Origin of the sequence: Desulfovibrio desulfuricans (assembly GCF_004801255.1) — a bacterium.
GTDB classification, from domain to species: domain Bacteria; phylum Desulfobacterota; class Desulfovibrionia; order Desulfovibrionales; family Desulfovibrionaceae; genus Desulfovibrio; species Desulfovibrio desulfuricans_C.
Window position 1 is genome coordinate 266,977 of record NZ_CP036295.1, and the last position, 12,940, is coordinate 279,916.

8 protein-coding genes, 1 tRNA gene and 3 pseudogenes are annotated in these 12,940 nt (G+C 57.9%); 3 read left to right on the plus strand and 9 right to left on the minus strand.

The window, feature by feature from the left end; translation table 11 throughout:
• Positions 1-8: 8 nt before the first annotated feature.
• From DDIC_RS01140 to DDIC_RS01150, 3 genes are all read right to left on the minus strand, one after another.
• Positions 9-2,036 (minus strand): YgiQ family radical SAM protein, encoded by a 2,028-nt coding sequence (locus DDIC_RS01140; RefSeq protein WP_136400969.1) that lies wholly within the window; start codon positions 2,034-2,036, stop codon positions 9-11.
• 397 nt (positions 2,037-2,433) lie between these two features.
• Positions 2,434-2,817 (minus strand): EF-hand domain-containing protein, encoded by a 384-nt coding sequence (locus tag DDIC_RS01145; RefSeq protein ID WP_136398752.1) that lies wholly within the window; start codon positions 2,815-2,817, stop codon positions 2,434-2,436.
• 109 nt (positions 2,818-2,926) lie between these two features.
• Positions 2,927-3,328, minus strand: a complete 402-nt coding sequence (locus tag DDIC_RS01150) for a hypothetical protein (RefSeq protein WP_136398753.1) — start codon at positions 3,326-3,328, stop codon at positions 2,927-2,929.
• Between the two features lie 195 nt (positions 3,329-3,523).
• Here DDIC_RS01150 and DDIC_RS01155 point away from each other — a divergent pair, with 195 nt between their 5' ends.
• Positions 3,524-5,302, plus strand: a complete 1,779-nt coding sequence (locus tag DDIC_RS01155) for a methyl-accepting chemotaxis protein (RefSeq protein ID WP_136398754.1) — start codon at positions 3,524-3,526, stop codon at positions 5,300-5,302.
• Between the two features lie 178 nt (positions 5,303-5,480).
• Here DDIC_RS01155 and DDIC_RS01160 read toward each other — a convergent pair whose 3' ends face one another.
• Positions 5,481-6,746 carry a phenylacetate--CoA ligase family protein gene (locus DDIC_RS01160; RefSeq protein ID WP_022659670.1) on the minus strand — a complete coding sequence of 422 codons (1,266 nt, stop codon included), beginning with the start codon at positions 6,744-6,746 and terminating at the stop codon, positions 5,481-5,483.
• A 148-nt stretch (positions 6,747-6,894) separates the two neighbouring features.
• A complete protein-coding gene (locus tag DDIC_RS01165; protein WP_136398755.1) occupies positions 6,895-8,289 on the minus strand; it encodes a chloride channel protein in 1,395 nt (464 codons plus the stop codon).
• A gap of 171 nt (positions 8,290-8,460) precedes the next feature.
• On the opposite strand from DDIC_RS01165, the gene DDIC_RS01170 reads away from it, so the two are divergent.
• Positions 8,461-8,536, plus strand: a tRNA-Phe gene (locus DDIC_RS01170).
• Positions 8,537-8,749: 213 nt separating this feature from the next.
• Here DDIC_RS01170 and DDIC_RS14110 read toward each other — a convergent pair.
• The 4 genes and pseudogenes from DDIC_RS14110 to DDIC_RS13905 form a co-directional block, all read right to left on the minus strand.
• Positions 8,750-8,869 (minus strand): annotated as a pseudogene (locus DDIC_RS14110) (transposase); the annotation flags it as partial.
• Between the two features lie 104 nt (positions 8,870-8,973).
• Positions 8,974-9,090, minus strand: a pseudogene (locus DDIC_RS01180) (transposase); the annotation flags it as partial.
• A 72-nt stretch (positions 9,091-9,162) separates the two neighbouring features.
• Positions 9,163-10,191, minus strand: coding sequence for an acyltransferase (locus DDIC_RS01185; RefSeq protein ID WP_136398756.1), 1,029 nt, complete (start codon positions 10,189-10,191; stop codon positions 9,163-9,165).
• A gap of 197 nt (positions 10,192-10,388) precedes the next feature.
• A pseudogene (locus tag DDIC_RS13905) lies at positions 10,389-10,909 on the minus strand (integrase core domain-containing protein); the annotation flags it as partial.
• 409 nt (positions 10,910-11,318) lie between these two features.
• Here DDIC_RS13905 and DDIC_RS01195 point away from each other — a divergent pair.
• Positions 11,319-12,890: an alkaline phosphatase gene (locus DDIC_RS01195; RefSeq protein ID WP_136398757.1), complete on the plus strand. Its 1,572-nt coding sequence runs from the start codon at positions 11,319-11,321 to the stop codon at positions 12,888-12,890.
• Positions 12,891-12,940: the final 50 nt, after the last annotated feature.

The following is a 12,940-nucleotide window of genomic DNA, read 5'->3' on the forward strand; positions in this document are numbered from 1 at the left end:
TGGAAATATCAAGCACGCCGTACACCTTTGCGCCCGCTTTCTCTTTCAGTCTGGCGGCTGCGTCCGTCGTCTCCGGCAGTTCGGTTGTTGCGCCTGTCGGGGCCGCGCCCGTCGGCATCGGGACGGTAGCCCCGCGAGTGTTGCCCGCCCTCAGGCGTGGCCTGCCGGTGCTGACGCGAGGGTCGGTTGGCCTCCTCCCGTCCTGTCGAGTCGTCGCGGCGTCCCTGCCCAATGCGGGTGGGGTGCTCCTGCGGGTTGTTGCCTGCACGGGAGTCTTGCCGGGCGCGGGGGCGTCCGGGGGTTTCGTTCTCCGCCGTAGCGGGCATAAGGATGTAGTGCTGCCGCATGCGTTGGGCATCGGTGCGCGCCACATAGATGGGCTCGCCCATTTCGTCGCGGCCGCAGTAAAACATGGCCGTGGCAATGGTGCCGGGCGTGGGGATAAAGCACTGGGTCTGCTGCGGGTTCCAGTGCCGCTGCCGCAGCCAGCGCGACAGGGTGCGCATGTCCTCGTCCGTGCAGCCGGGAAAGCCGCTCATGAGGTACGGCACCACATACTGTTCGCGACCCGCAGCGCGGCTTTGCCGTACAAAACTGTCCAGAAAAACCTCAAAGACATCCAGTGGGGGCTTGCGCATGAGTTCCAGCACGGAGGGCGCGCAGTGCTCGGGCGCGACCTTGAGCTGTCCGCCCGTAAACTCGCCCGTATAGGCCGCCAGCGCATCCGCATCGCGCAGGGCCAGGTCGGCGCGCACGCCGCTGGCCACGCGGGCCTGCTTGACCTCGGGCAGCGCCGCAACCTTGCGCAGCAGCTCAACATGCCTGTGCTGCGGCGTGATAAACGACTTGCACACGGATGGAAAACAGCAGCTGGCGCGTCGGCACACGCTCTTGACTGGCGAAGTGTTGCCCTGGGCGTGACGGCTGTCAAGGGCGCAGTGCCCCTGCCACATGTTGGCCGTGGGGCCGCCCACATCCGAGATGGCCACCGGCCCCTTGCCTCGGGCCATGTTTTGCTGGCCCAACAGGCGGGCCTCTGAAAGTATGGACTGTTCGGAGCGCGAGCTGATGCGTCTGCCCTGATGCAGGGCCAGCGAGCAGAACGAGCAGCCGCCGCCGCAGCCCCGGTGGCTGGTGATGCTGGTGCGCATCATTTCCGCAGCCGGGATCGCCTCTTTGTAGCGCGGGTGCGCCAGCCGGGTGAAGGGCAGGGTGTACAGGTCGTCCATTTCTTCCGTGCTCAGGGGCTGCGCGGGGCGGGCAAGCACCACGGCGCGGTCGCCCACGGGCTCGTAAGCCCAGGCGTCGAGCCGGTGCACCTGCCGTTCCAGCTCCTGCGTCAGTTTGAGCAGCTGAAAGGAGTCGGACAAAATTTCCTCGTGCGCGGGCAGGGCAACCCACGGCTCGTCCTCAAGCGCGGGGGGCAGGTTGGCCGGGTGACCGGAGGCGTCCAGTTTGTCCATCCAGGCTGTACCGGAGATGCCGCGAATACCCTCTCCCCTGTCCAGGCGTTGCGCGCATTCGATAATCGCCTTTTCGCCCATGCCCCAGATGAGCAGGTCGGCCTTGGCGTCCATGAGAATGGGCCTGCGCAGCGCGTCTGTCCAAAAATCGTAGTGTGAAACCCGGCGCAGGCTGGCCTCGATGCCGCCAAGCACGATGGGCAGACCGGGAAAAGCCCGGCGGGCCAGATTGGCGTATACGAGACAGGCGCGGTTGGGCCGCGCGCCCGCCTTGCCGCCGGGGGTGTAGGCATCGTCATGGCGCTTTTTGCGAAAGGCCGTGTAGTGAGCCAGCAGCGAATCGAGCGCACCTGCGCTGACCCCGGCAAAAAGGCGGGGACGCCCCATAACAAGCAGATCGTCGGTGTTTTCCCAGCCGGGCTGGGCAACAATGCCGGTGCGGAAGCCGTGCCGGATAAGCCAGCGGGCAAGCAGCACGTTGCCAAACGAGGGGTGGTCAACATAGGCGTCGCCGTTGATCAACAGAACGTCAAGCTGGTCCCAGCCAAGGGCGCGCATTTCTTCCGCGCTCATGGGCACAAAGCGCGGCTGGCGCAACGCGCCTCGCGGGGCGTCGCCGGGCGCGGCCTCGTCTGCCCAGAGGGAACTGACGGTTTTGCCCTTTGCCTGTCGCGCCTGCGGCGAGGGCGCACTGTCGCGCAAAAGATCGGGGAAGGGCGGCCTGCGGGCGGCAACGGGGTTGCCGTCGGCCTTGCCTGAGGCTTTACCTCCAGTATCGGGGGCAGACGCACCGTGCGTGTTGCCGACGTTTCTGGAGGCCTTGCGCCGCGCGGCACCTCTTGACGCATCAGCGGGCGCACCCGCGGACAGGGGAGCGGCAGCCTTTGGGGAACTGTCGGGCTGCCGCTCGAAAGCAGGGTCGCCCTGGCTGTCGTGCTGACGCCAGGGCTGCGGAAATGACGGGGAACGTTTATTTGCCATTGGGGGGGGTCACCAGGGGCATGTCGGCGTTGCCGGGCATGGGCATTGTGGAATTGCCGGGCATACCGCCCTGGCCGCCCATCATGTTGCCCATGCTGCCGCCCATGTGCCCGGACGAATGGTTGGCGACAAATTCGTCCCACTCGGCGCGCTCAATGGCTTTGTCGCCGTTTTTGTCAATAACGGTAAAGGCTTCTTCGCGCATGTTGGGAAAACATGTCTTGAATTCCTCGTAGGTTACCTTGCCGTCCTTGTCGGTGTCCATCAGCTCAAATTTATCAACCTTGCCAGCCTCGGCAGCGGCGGGGTTGGCCTGGGCGGACGCAGCCCAAAGGCAGAGCACTGCGGCAAAAGCTATGTGCAAAAGCTTCATGGGGGGTCTCCTTGTGGTGTTGGCAGCCCGACAGGGCAAAGCGCCTGCCTGCTGCAAAGCAAACATAAAGCCTTGCGCGTGATCGGCAAGGCCGTTGCCCCTGACCGGGCTAATCTTTTCTGAATTCGAGGCCCATCTTTTCCATGAGCTCAATACACAGGGTCAGGTTGTCGGGCTGTCCCGGCTTGTGGTCATCGGGGTAGAGCAGGGCAGACATATAAAAAACCGAGTTCAGACGCAAAGACATTCTCGCACTTGCCGAAAAGCCTTCTAGGGCAAGCGCGTAGTTAAAGCGTGTTTCGCCGGGCAGGGGTTCAAGCAGGGGTTTGGCGTCTTCCGCCATGCTGGCGAGCAGCTCGGCCTTGCGGCGCATGAGTTCATTATGGCCGGGGGTATCTCCGGCGTCAAGGCGGGCAAGGGCCTGCGTCTCCGCCGTCATCACTTCCGCATGGCGGTTGCGCAGCCAGAGGAAAAGACTTGCCAGGGGCTGTTCGTTGGTGTTTGCGCTCACGGGATCCTCCTGCAGGGTTCGGCACGTCCATGTGTTTGGCGTGCGTGATGCTTAAAATGATACAGTTCAGAAAAGAAGGCAACGCCGGGCAGGCAATTTGCTGCGCGGCTGCGGGCGGTCATTGACAGACGCGCCCGTTTTGAAGAAATATTATACTAGATCCCCCCCCTCATTTATCTGAGCCGCGAGGACAACATGGGCATTTCTCTTCGGGCCAAACTTGCCTGCGGGTTTGGCGTCATCCTGCTGATTTTTGTCGTGACGGGCACTTTTGCCATGCTGGCCATGCGCGCCCAGCGCGCTACCCTGAGCATGCTGGGCAGGCACGAGTTGCCTACCATCAGCCTGCTGCAAGAGGCATCGCTTGGCATGCAGCTGTACCGCAAGGCTGAAAAGGATATCCTGCTTAACCTGGGCGACGCCAAAGCGCTTAACGGCTATATGGGCAAGCTCAACGAACTTGCAGGCGTGCAGGGCAATAATTTGCGCCAGTTGCAAAACGTCCTGCGGGGCAATCCGCAGGACGGGCCCAGCGCCGAGGCCCTGGCGCAGGAGGCCGCACAGGCCTTTGCCAACTATGATGCAATTGTGCGGCCTACCTCTGCTGAGCTGGCAGCCGGTACAGGTTCCATGGACGCAACCCAGGCCAACACCTTTTACACCACTTACAAAAACCATGTGCACGCCACAGAAAAAAATCTGGCGGCCCTTGAAGCGCAGTTTATGGCGCGAGTTGTGTCAAGCCAGCAGGAGTTGGCGGAGCAGACGCGCAGCACGGAGACGCTGTTGATGGCATCCATAATCGGCAGCGTGCTGTGCGGGGCCGGCATAGGGCTGTTGGTGCTGCTGTCTGTCACCCGGCCCCTTGGGCGCGTGGTCAACCTTGCGCGGACCGTGGCCGCAGGCGACCTTGAGGCCAGGGCCAGCGGCGCATACAGCGCGGAGATGGCTGTGCTGCGCGATAGCATTGAAGCCATGGTGGGCACGCTCAAGGCCAAGATAGCAGAGGCCGAAGGCAGAAGCGCCGAGGCGGCGGAAGAAGGTCAAAGGGCCCGGCAGGCGGCGCAAGAGGCTCAGGCCGCCAAGGCCGCCGCAGAGCGCGCCAGGGCCGAGGGCATGATGGAAGCCGCAGGCCAGCTGGAACGCTCGGTGGAGGGCATCTCTGCGGTCACGGCAGCCATATCTTCGCAGGTGCGGCAGGCCAGTACTGGCGCAGAGCGGCAATCGTCCCGCGTGGGGGAGACCGCGACCGCCATTGAGCAGATGAACGCCACCGTGCTTGAGGTGGCGCAAAATGCCGCCAGCACCGCCCAGAGCACTGACGCCGCGCACAGCCGGGCCAGCGAGGGTTCTGGAGTTATGCGTCAGGTGGTTGACGGCATGGACGAAGTGCGCCGTGTGTCAGCCGAACTCAAGGATTCCATGGATTCGCTGGGCGGCATGGTGGGCAACATCGGGCAGATCATGTCTGTTATCTCCGACATTGCCGACCAGACAAACCTGCTGGCGCTCAACGCCGCCATTGAAGCGGCCCGGGCGGGCGATGCGGGGCGCGGCTTTGCCGTGGTGGCCGACGAGGTGCGCAAACTGGCGGAGAAAACCATGGGCGCAACCCGCGAGGTGGGCGAAGCCGTAACCGGCATCCAGAACGGCACGCGCGCCAATGCGGAAAATATGGATCGGGCCCTTGCCTCGGTGCAACGCACCACAGAGCTGGCCGCCCGCTGCGGCCAGGTGCTGCAGGAGATTGTGACCATGGTGGACAGCGCCAGCGATCAGGTGCGGTCCATCGCCACTGCCAGCGAGCAACAGTCGGCAACGTCTGAGGAGATTGCCCGCAGCGTGGACGAAATTAACGGTATTTCGCATGATACGGCGCAGGTTATGGCCAGCTCTGCCCAGGCTGTGGAACAGCTGGTAGGCGAAGCCAACGCCCTGAAGGCCCTGGTGCACAAGATGAAGTCTGGCACGTAGCGGGGCGGGCGTAAGCCCGTCTCGTCAGGTCAAAATAGCTGAAGCCTGTTTGCGGCTTTGAGCGGCCTCTGCATCAGGCAAAATCCGGCTCTGGCGGATGCCCTGAAAAAGGCATCACCTTTATTGCATGTAAAAAAACAAGCCCGGCTTTTGGCCGGGCTTGTTGCATATCTGCGGGTTAGTCCCAGTGACGTTTGTCTTCGATGGGCCGGATCTGCGGGGGCAGGCTGCCGGGAGCCAGCACGCGCAGTTCGGGGCGCAGTTTGATCTTTTCGCGGAACTGGTGCAGCAGCTCTTCTTCGCGCTTGAAGCCGCTGGTTTCCACAAACAGGGTCATTTCGTCGATGCCGCCGGGGTTGGTTACTTCGATCTGCCAACGCTTGATTTCTTCAAAGCGGCTCATGACCTGTTCAACCTGGTGCGGGTAGACAAACATGCCCATGATGCGGGCGGTGGTATCCACGCGGCCCACAATGCTGCCAAGGCGCGGGCTGGTACGGCCGCAGGCGCAGGGGCTGCGGTCGATGTACGAAAGGTCGCCCGTGGCAAGGCGTATCAGCGGGTAGGTCTTGTTGAAGGCCGTAACCACGATTTCGCCCACTTCGCCGTCCTTCAGCGGAATGCCCGTGTCGGGATGGCAGATTTCCACGTAGCAGCGGTTGGCAATGTGCAGGCCGGTTTTGTGGAAGCATTCGTAACCGATGCAGCCCACGTCGGCCGTACCGTAGCCCTGACGCATGACGAGGTCGTACTTCTTTTCCATCTGCGAGCGCATCTTTTCAGACAGGCGTTCGCCGGTGACAAAGGCCACTTCGAGAAAAAGGTCCTTGCGCAGGTTAAGGCCTTTTTCTTCGGCCTTTTGGGCAAGGTGCATGAGAAAGCTGGGCGTGCCCACATAACCGGAGACGCGCAGCTTCTGCATGATGTCGAGCTGGGTGGCGGCGTCGGTGGGGCCAGCGGGAATGACCGCGCAGCCCAGGTTGCGCAACGGCTCTTCAAACATGAGGCCAGCGGGCGTCAACTGGTAGTTGAACGTGTTCTGCACGGCGTCGCCGGGGCGGAAGCCAACGGAATAGAAGGCCTCGGTGTAGCCCCAGTAGTCTTCTCCACGGTCTTCGGGATCAAAGATGGGCCCAGGCGACAAAAAGATGCGCTTGAGCTCGCCGATATCCTTGGTGAGCAGACCGCCCAGGCGCGGCCCCATGGACTGAAGGAAGATAAGTTCTTTCTTCTTCAGGATGGGAATGTGCTTTATATCGGTAAGTGTTTTGAATTTCTCCACATTAAACTGCGCACGGTCGAAGCGCTTTTTAACGTCTTCTGAATAGCGGTAGGCGTAGGAGAGCAAATCTTTGAGCTGAATAAGGCAGTACTGGCGGCGCTCACTCTCATCCAGTACTTCACGGCGGCTGTATATGCCTTCTGTGCGGTCTTTACGGGTCATACCTACTCCATGGGGCGCGGTTGGTTTTGCAATTGGTGAACATAGACACTCCATTTGCAAAACGCAAGCATTTTTTTAAAAATTCAAATATATCAGATAGTTATTTATATAAAATTTTTATGGTCAGTTGCACCATTTGTGGGGGTTTTCATTTTTGCAGTGGCGTTGCGCTGCCTGACGTATCGGGATCATTGCCATTATCGTCATTTTGGGCAGCGGCGCTGGACAAAGCCAGGCAACGGGCGCGCAGGCTGTCGTACACCGGTTCCACATGCAGGGCGTTGGCCGTAAAGGCGGCAATGTAGGCCGTAAGCACCACTACGGGCATGTTGTGAAACGAGCCGGTCATTTCCAGCAGCAAAAACGCACCGGTAAGGGGCGCGCGCACAGAACCGGCAAAAAGTCCCGTCATGCCGAGGGTAAGTACGGTGGCGGCCTGGTCAGGGCTGATCAGCCCTGCGGATTGCAGCCCCGAGGCCATGCACGCGCCGCCTATGGAGCCCATGAGCAGCACGGGCATGAGCAGCCCGCCGGATACGCCGGAGGCAAAGCTTGCCCACGAAAAGGCCATTTTAACCGCCAGCAGGGCAGACAGGCCAAGCAGCGGCAGGGGCAAACCCGCGAGCTGCAGGGTGCTGACGCCAAAGCCCACAAGCACCTGCGGGTAGAGGTACAGCAGCCCACCCGCCAGTATAAACGGCAGCAAGACGCGCAGAGGCCGGGGCATCAGGGGGCTGTGGTCGGCCCAGCGCGTGAGGCGCAGCAGCACGAGGTTATAAAAAGCCCCCAGTACGCCCATAAGCACCCCGGCAACGGGAATCACCCACCACTGCGTCCAGTGGATAAAAGGCTGGCTCGCAAAAGGGAACACCAGCCCAAAGCCAAAGAGCACCTGCACCACAAACCAGGCGGAAAGCGCGCTCACGCCCGTAAACAGCAGCATGGGCGCACTGATGATGGTCTTCATCTCTTCAAAGGCAAAAAACATGCCCGCCATGGGTGCGCCAAAAGCCGCGGCAAGCCCGGCTACGCTGCCGCCCACAAGGTAGCGCGGCAGGCTCTGTCCGCCGCGCTCGCCCCACAGGCGCCCCACGCCGGCGCCCACAGCCGCGCCCATCATAATGGACGGCCCCTCGCGGCCAACCGAAAGACCACCGCTGAGCGAAACAAGGGTGCCCGCAAACTTGCACAGCAAAACGCGCAGCCAGTTCATGCGCATCTGGCCGCGCACCATAAGCTCGACCTGCGGTATGCCGCTGCCGCTCACAAGGGGTTCAACGCGCAAGGCCAGCAGGGCCAGCAGGGCCAGCGCGGCCAGTCCGCCAAACAGGCACGCCGCCACTGCAGGAGAGTATATATTGTGCTGGTGCACCGCCTGCACCAGGGCCGCATTGATGTGGTCGTAGGCAAAACGGAACAGGCCGATGACCCCGCCGGTAACCCCGCCGGTAGCCATGGCCTGCAGTATGACGCGTTTGACGCCGATGTTGCGCAGGGCATCAAGGTCGCGCAACGTCGGGGGGATGGGACTGAAAAAAGGCACGCTGAATCCTTGGTTTGGCTGTTGACGGGGGGAAGTATGGCCGGAAGAAACGCGTATTTCAACCCATTGCGCGGAATTCTCAAAAAAAAGCTTGCCAAATCCAGCGCAAGTGGATAGAAGACTTCTCCAGCCGCTGTGAAAGAGCAAACGCTCTGGCGGCAGGCCCTATGGGCCGAGGTAGCTCAGTTGGTAGAGCAGGGGACTGAAAATCCCCGTGTCGGCAGTTCAATTCTGTCCCTCGGCACCATTTATATTTCAAGGACTTATGCAGAATATGCATGAGTCCTTTTTTGTTACGGCTTTAGCCCGTTGAGCGCACCTGCGCGCGAAACAGAGAACCCCCCGCTATTGGTCTAGGGTTTGCCAGCCTGGACAAACTTGGCTCTACACCAAAGACGGGGGCAAGCCCCTTCAGCGAGCAGTTTTTCCGACAGGTTTCTGATCTATTCCCCCAGCCATTTCAGCAGCACAAAACACGCACACGCAGGCGGTAGTTTTCGAAGTTACGAAAGCCATACGCACGCCGCTGAATCAACTTCATTTTTCGGTGAAAACCTTCTGTGATGCCGTTATTCCGGCTCTACACCAAAGACGGGGAGTAGACCATACAACTGTCAGCCCTGGTGGCCTTTATATCGCTGTCTACTCCGACGGGGGGCATATCACAACTTGCCGCCCACATTAGTAAAAAAGTCGATCCGAGATGCCATTCTGGCGGCACAGATCGACAATACGAACGCCAGCCGCAGCTTGCCGCAATATCCCAATAATCTGCTCTTCGGTGAATCTACTATGTTTTATTCTTGTGTTACTATGCCCGGATTTTTATTTTTCAATATACTATTTGGGGACAAGTGCAGACCATTGAAAATTCTAGCGCTCCACCCAAGCCGACTTTATATTTTTTATAATGAAGTGCAAAGCGACACTAATGGCAGTCGTTAAAAAGCATACATAAAAGACTCGAGTAAGCTGTTCAAAGGCAGAGAGACTAGATAGTTCTCCAAAAAATTTTGTCATCAGCGCAATTACTGCTGGGTGTAATATGTAAATGTATAAACTAAGGGGGCGCATAATAGAAAACAGGCTATTTTGAAAAGTTGAATACTGTAATATTAAAAGAAATAGACTAGAACACAAAATAGGCGTTGCCAAGTAGTAATCGCTCAACGGGCAGCCTGGGGTATTTGACAAAAAGAATTCAGCTATGGTCCCCAGCCATCCAGTAATAGCCAACACCAGTAAACCCCAAAAAGGCATTTTAGTTTTTAAAAAATTCAACATATAACCAAGCGACATGTATGGAAAAGCGAAAAATAGAGCATTCCTTGTTTGAGTAGGCAAAGGCAATGAAAATATTCTCGAATAAAAATCATGGTGCTGCCCAAGGCTTCCAATAGCAAGTAATGCCACCAAAATAACGACACTGATTGATCGTTTTGCAAATTTAATTTGTAAAAATAAGAACAAATAGCCTTGTGCCATTGCAGACAAAAACCAGAGATGCGTTGGATATTCTCGAAATTCAAACGTAGCTATTGCATAATATACACCAGAAACCATTTTTCTAGTAGCATATAATAAATTTCCTGTCTCTAAAAACTCATAAAAGAAAATGTAAAATGCACACGAAAAAACAAAAATGAACAGTAAGTTCAAAATTCGTAAAAAAGTCAACTTTATGAGTCCACGCGATTCTTGAAAACCAAAGAAATATCCAGACGCAATAAAAAAAAATGGGACTGCCCATCGCGTTGTAACATTAATTACGTTTCCAATAGATCGCATATCAGTGATGCTTGTCAATGGGGATGAATGCAATACAATAACACTCAGTGCAGCCATAAGTCGCAATATATCAATTCCACAATTTCGAGTACAAGTATTTTTAGAAGAAAGCATTTCTAAGAATTCTCCATCTTATCAGCATTGCGGGACTGTGACCCTAGCCCACTACGCATAGGCCTGCAAGCAGAGGTGATAGAAGTGGGTTCACTTCTTCGGAGCAGTCAACGGAAAAACTAATGTGGACAGTTTCATGTTTACTAGTTTCGACTTGATCTAACAGTAACTCCGTTTTGACGGTGTTTCCTGTCCGATCAATTAAGCTGTCCGAGCTTCTTTTGCCATAGAGTTTTCCCCTCAAGGAGTGTTTGCATGGGCGTTCTGCCGCAGCACCTTTTTCCTTGACGGGTTCGTTCTGTATTGTAGTGGCCTATCCAGTCATCTAGGTCGGTCTGTGATCCTGCCCAAAATGATACAGCGTGCACCGAAACGCAACCAGGTAAAACTCATTCAGTGTTGTTTTATGAAATCTTTCGCAGATGATGCCGTTTGTCTGCGGGTGTCGGGCCTTGGTTTTGGTGTGTTCTATGTCATTGAGGCCAAGGTAGCTCAAAATCGTGTGCGTTGACCCTTCCTAAATATTCAGTGCCTCTGTCTGTCAGGATGTGAATGAGGTTCATTGCCATTGAAGAAAAAAATGGCAAAATTCGATCCAGCAGCTCTGCGCCTGTGGTGAGGGTCTTGGTCGTAAGGGCTTGGCGGCTGCCCACTTGGAATAAGTGCCCACATATGTCTGTTGGTAAATACGGCCTACGCCCTTGATCGTGCTCAAATATTCCTGTGTCTTGAGACGCTTTTCCCTTAGTGTGATTTCGCCCGCCCTGGGGCTGCTGGTGCCCTGCGTCGCGCGGCATTGCCGCAGCGTCTAAGGATGCCCTCCTGACCGCAACGGGCCTCGGTTTACCCTATAATGGTTAACGGTGAAAAGTGCTGACGGCCGATGCCACCAAATGCAAACGGTCTGTCCTCCATTGCGGGCAGTCTGTTTACATTTGGCGTTTGGGCGTTGGGATTTTTGCAGGCGTGGCGTAACCCAACATGCGTCTGCCCGTAACGCGCCTGTCACAGCAATGGGCGAGCGTTTACGCATTGTAAAGCCCACAGGCTGCCTCGCATGGTTTTGGGGAAGGCTGGCCAAAATCCGGGGCTTTTTATCATGTGCTTTCATGCAGGAGGTTCGGATCATGGCCCGTTTTCGTTGGCGCAATGCCGTTCGTTTTATGTTTGCTCTTTGCCTCATGCTGCTTTGCCTTGCTGGCGCTGCCCAGGCAGGGCAGGCAAAATACGTTATCCTGCTCATAGGCGACGGCATGGGCATGGCCCAGCGCAATGCCGCCGAGCTGTATCTGGCCGCGCAGAAGGGCGATACCACGCCCGGCATAGTCAAACTCAATATGAGCCAGCTGCCCGTGCAGGGCGCAACCACCACGTATTCCATTGATTCGCTCATCACCGACTCTGCCGCAGCGGGCACAGCCATGGCCTGTGGCGTCAAGACCACCAACCGGGGCCTTGGAGTGGACGGCAAAAACGTGCCTGTGGTTTCCATTGCCGAGATGGCGCGCGACAGCGGCATGAAGGTGGGCATCGTCACCAGCGTGTCGCTCGACCATGCCACCCCCGGGGCCTTTTATGCCCATCAGCCCAGCCGTAAAAATTATTATGAAATCGGCCTCGAACTGGCCGCAAGCCGTATGGATTACTTTGCTGGCGGCGGCTTTCTTGATCCCACGGGCAAAAAGTCCAAGATGGAAGGCGACAAGCGCAATGTGGTCGACGCCATCCGCTCCAACGGATTTCGCTATGTGAACAGCGCCCAGGATTTTCGCGCGCTCAAGCCCGGCAAGGACCGCGTGGTCTTTGTCAATCCGCGCCTGCAGGATGAAGAATCCATGACCTACGCCATGGATGCGGCGGCGGGCGACGTATCGCTGGCCGAGATGACGCGCAAGGGTTTTGAACTGCTGGATAACCCCAAGGGCTTTTTTATGATGATCGAGGGCGGCAAGGTTGACTGGGCCTGCCACGCCAACGACGCCGTGAGCTCCATCACCGACGTGCTGGCCTTTGACGCCGCCGTGGCCGAGGCCATGCACTTTATGGCCAGCCACCCCAACGATACGCTGGTCATCGTGACGGGCGACCACGAAACCGGCGGCATGTCCCTGGGTTTTGCGGGCACCAAGTACGATTCATACCACACCCGGCTGAAAAACCAGAAGATCTCCTATGTTGCCTTTAACGAAAAGTTCAACGCGTTCCGCAAGTCCCATCCGCAGGCAAAACTGGAAGACGTGTTGCCCCTGGTAAAAGAAAACTTTGGCCTCACGGTGCTTTCTGAAGCGGAAGCCGCCGCCCTGCCCAAGGATGGCGAAGCCGCTGGCATGGTGTTGAAGCCCTACGAGGTGGACGAACTGCGCGCCGCTTTTGAGCGCAGCATGAAGGGCGGCGACGCCAAAAAACAGTCGGATCAGGATTACCTGCTGTACGGCGAGTACGAGCCTTTTACCATTACCCTTACCCATCTGCTCAACCAGAAGTCGGGGATTGCCTGGACCACCTATTCGCACACCGGCGTGCCGGTGCTGACCTCCGCTGGCGGCGTTGGAGCGGAGCGTTTTGGCGGTTTTTATGACAACACCGACATCTTTACCCGCATGGCCGAAATCATGGGCGTAAAAAAAGCCGCCGCTGCGGTCAGCCCTGCGGCCCACCCTGTGTACAGCCCTGCGGCTGTAGCTCAGGCTGCCAATTAGGCTGCACTGGCTGAAATGGTCTGCGGGCCGGGCGGCGGGGTTGTGCCTGC

Coding starts and splice junctions, on each gene's coding strand:
- DDIC_RS01155 (WP_136398754.1), top strand. CDS start 3,524: ATGGGCATTTCTCTTCGGGCCAAACTTGCCTGCGGGTTTGGCGTCATC.
- DDIC_RS01195 (WP_136398757.1), top strand. CDS start 11,319: ATGGCCCGTTTTCGTTGGCGCAATGCCGTTCGTTTTATGTTTGCTCTT.
- DDIC_RS01160 (WP_022659670.1), bottom strand. CDS start 6,746: ATGACCCGTAAAGACCGCACAGAAGGCATATACAGCCGCCGTGAAGTA.
- DDIC_RS01140 (WP_136400969.1), bottom strand. CDS start 2,036: ATGAGCGCGGAAGAAATGCGCGCCCTTGGCTGGGACCAGCTTGACGTT.
- DDIC_RS01185 (WP_136398756.1), bottom strand. CDS start 10,191: ATGCTTTCTTCTAAAAATACTTGTACTCGAAATTGTGGAATTGATATA.
- DDIC_RS01145 (WP_136398752.1), bottom strand. CDS start 2,817: ATGAAGCTTTTGCACATAGCTTTTGCCGCAGTGCTCTGCCTTTGGGCT.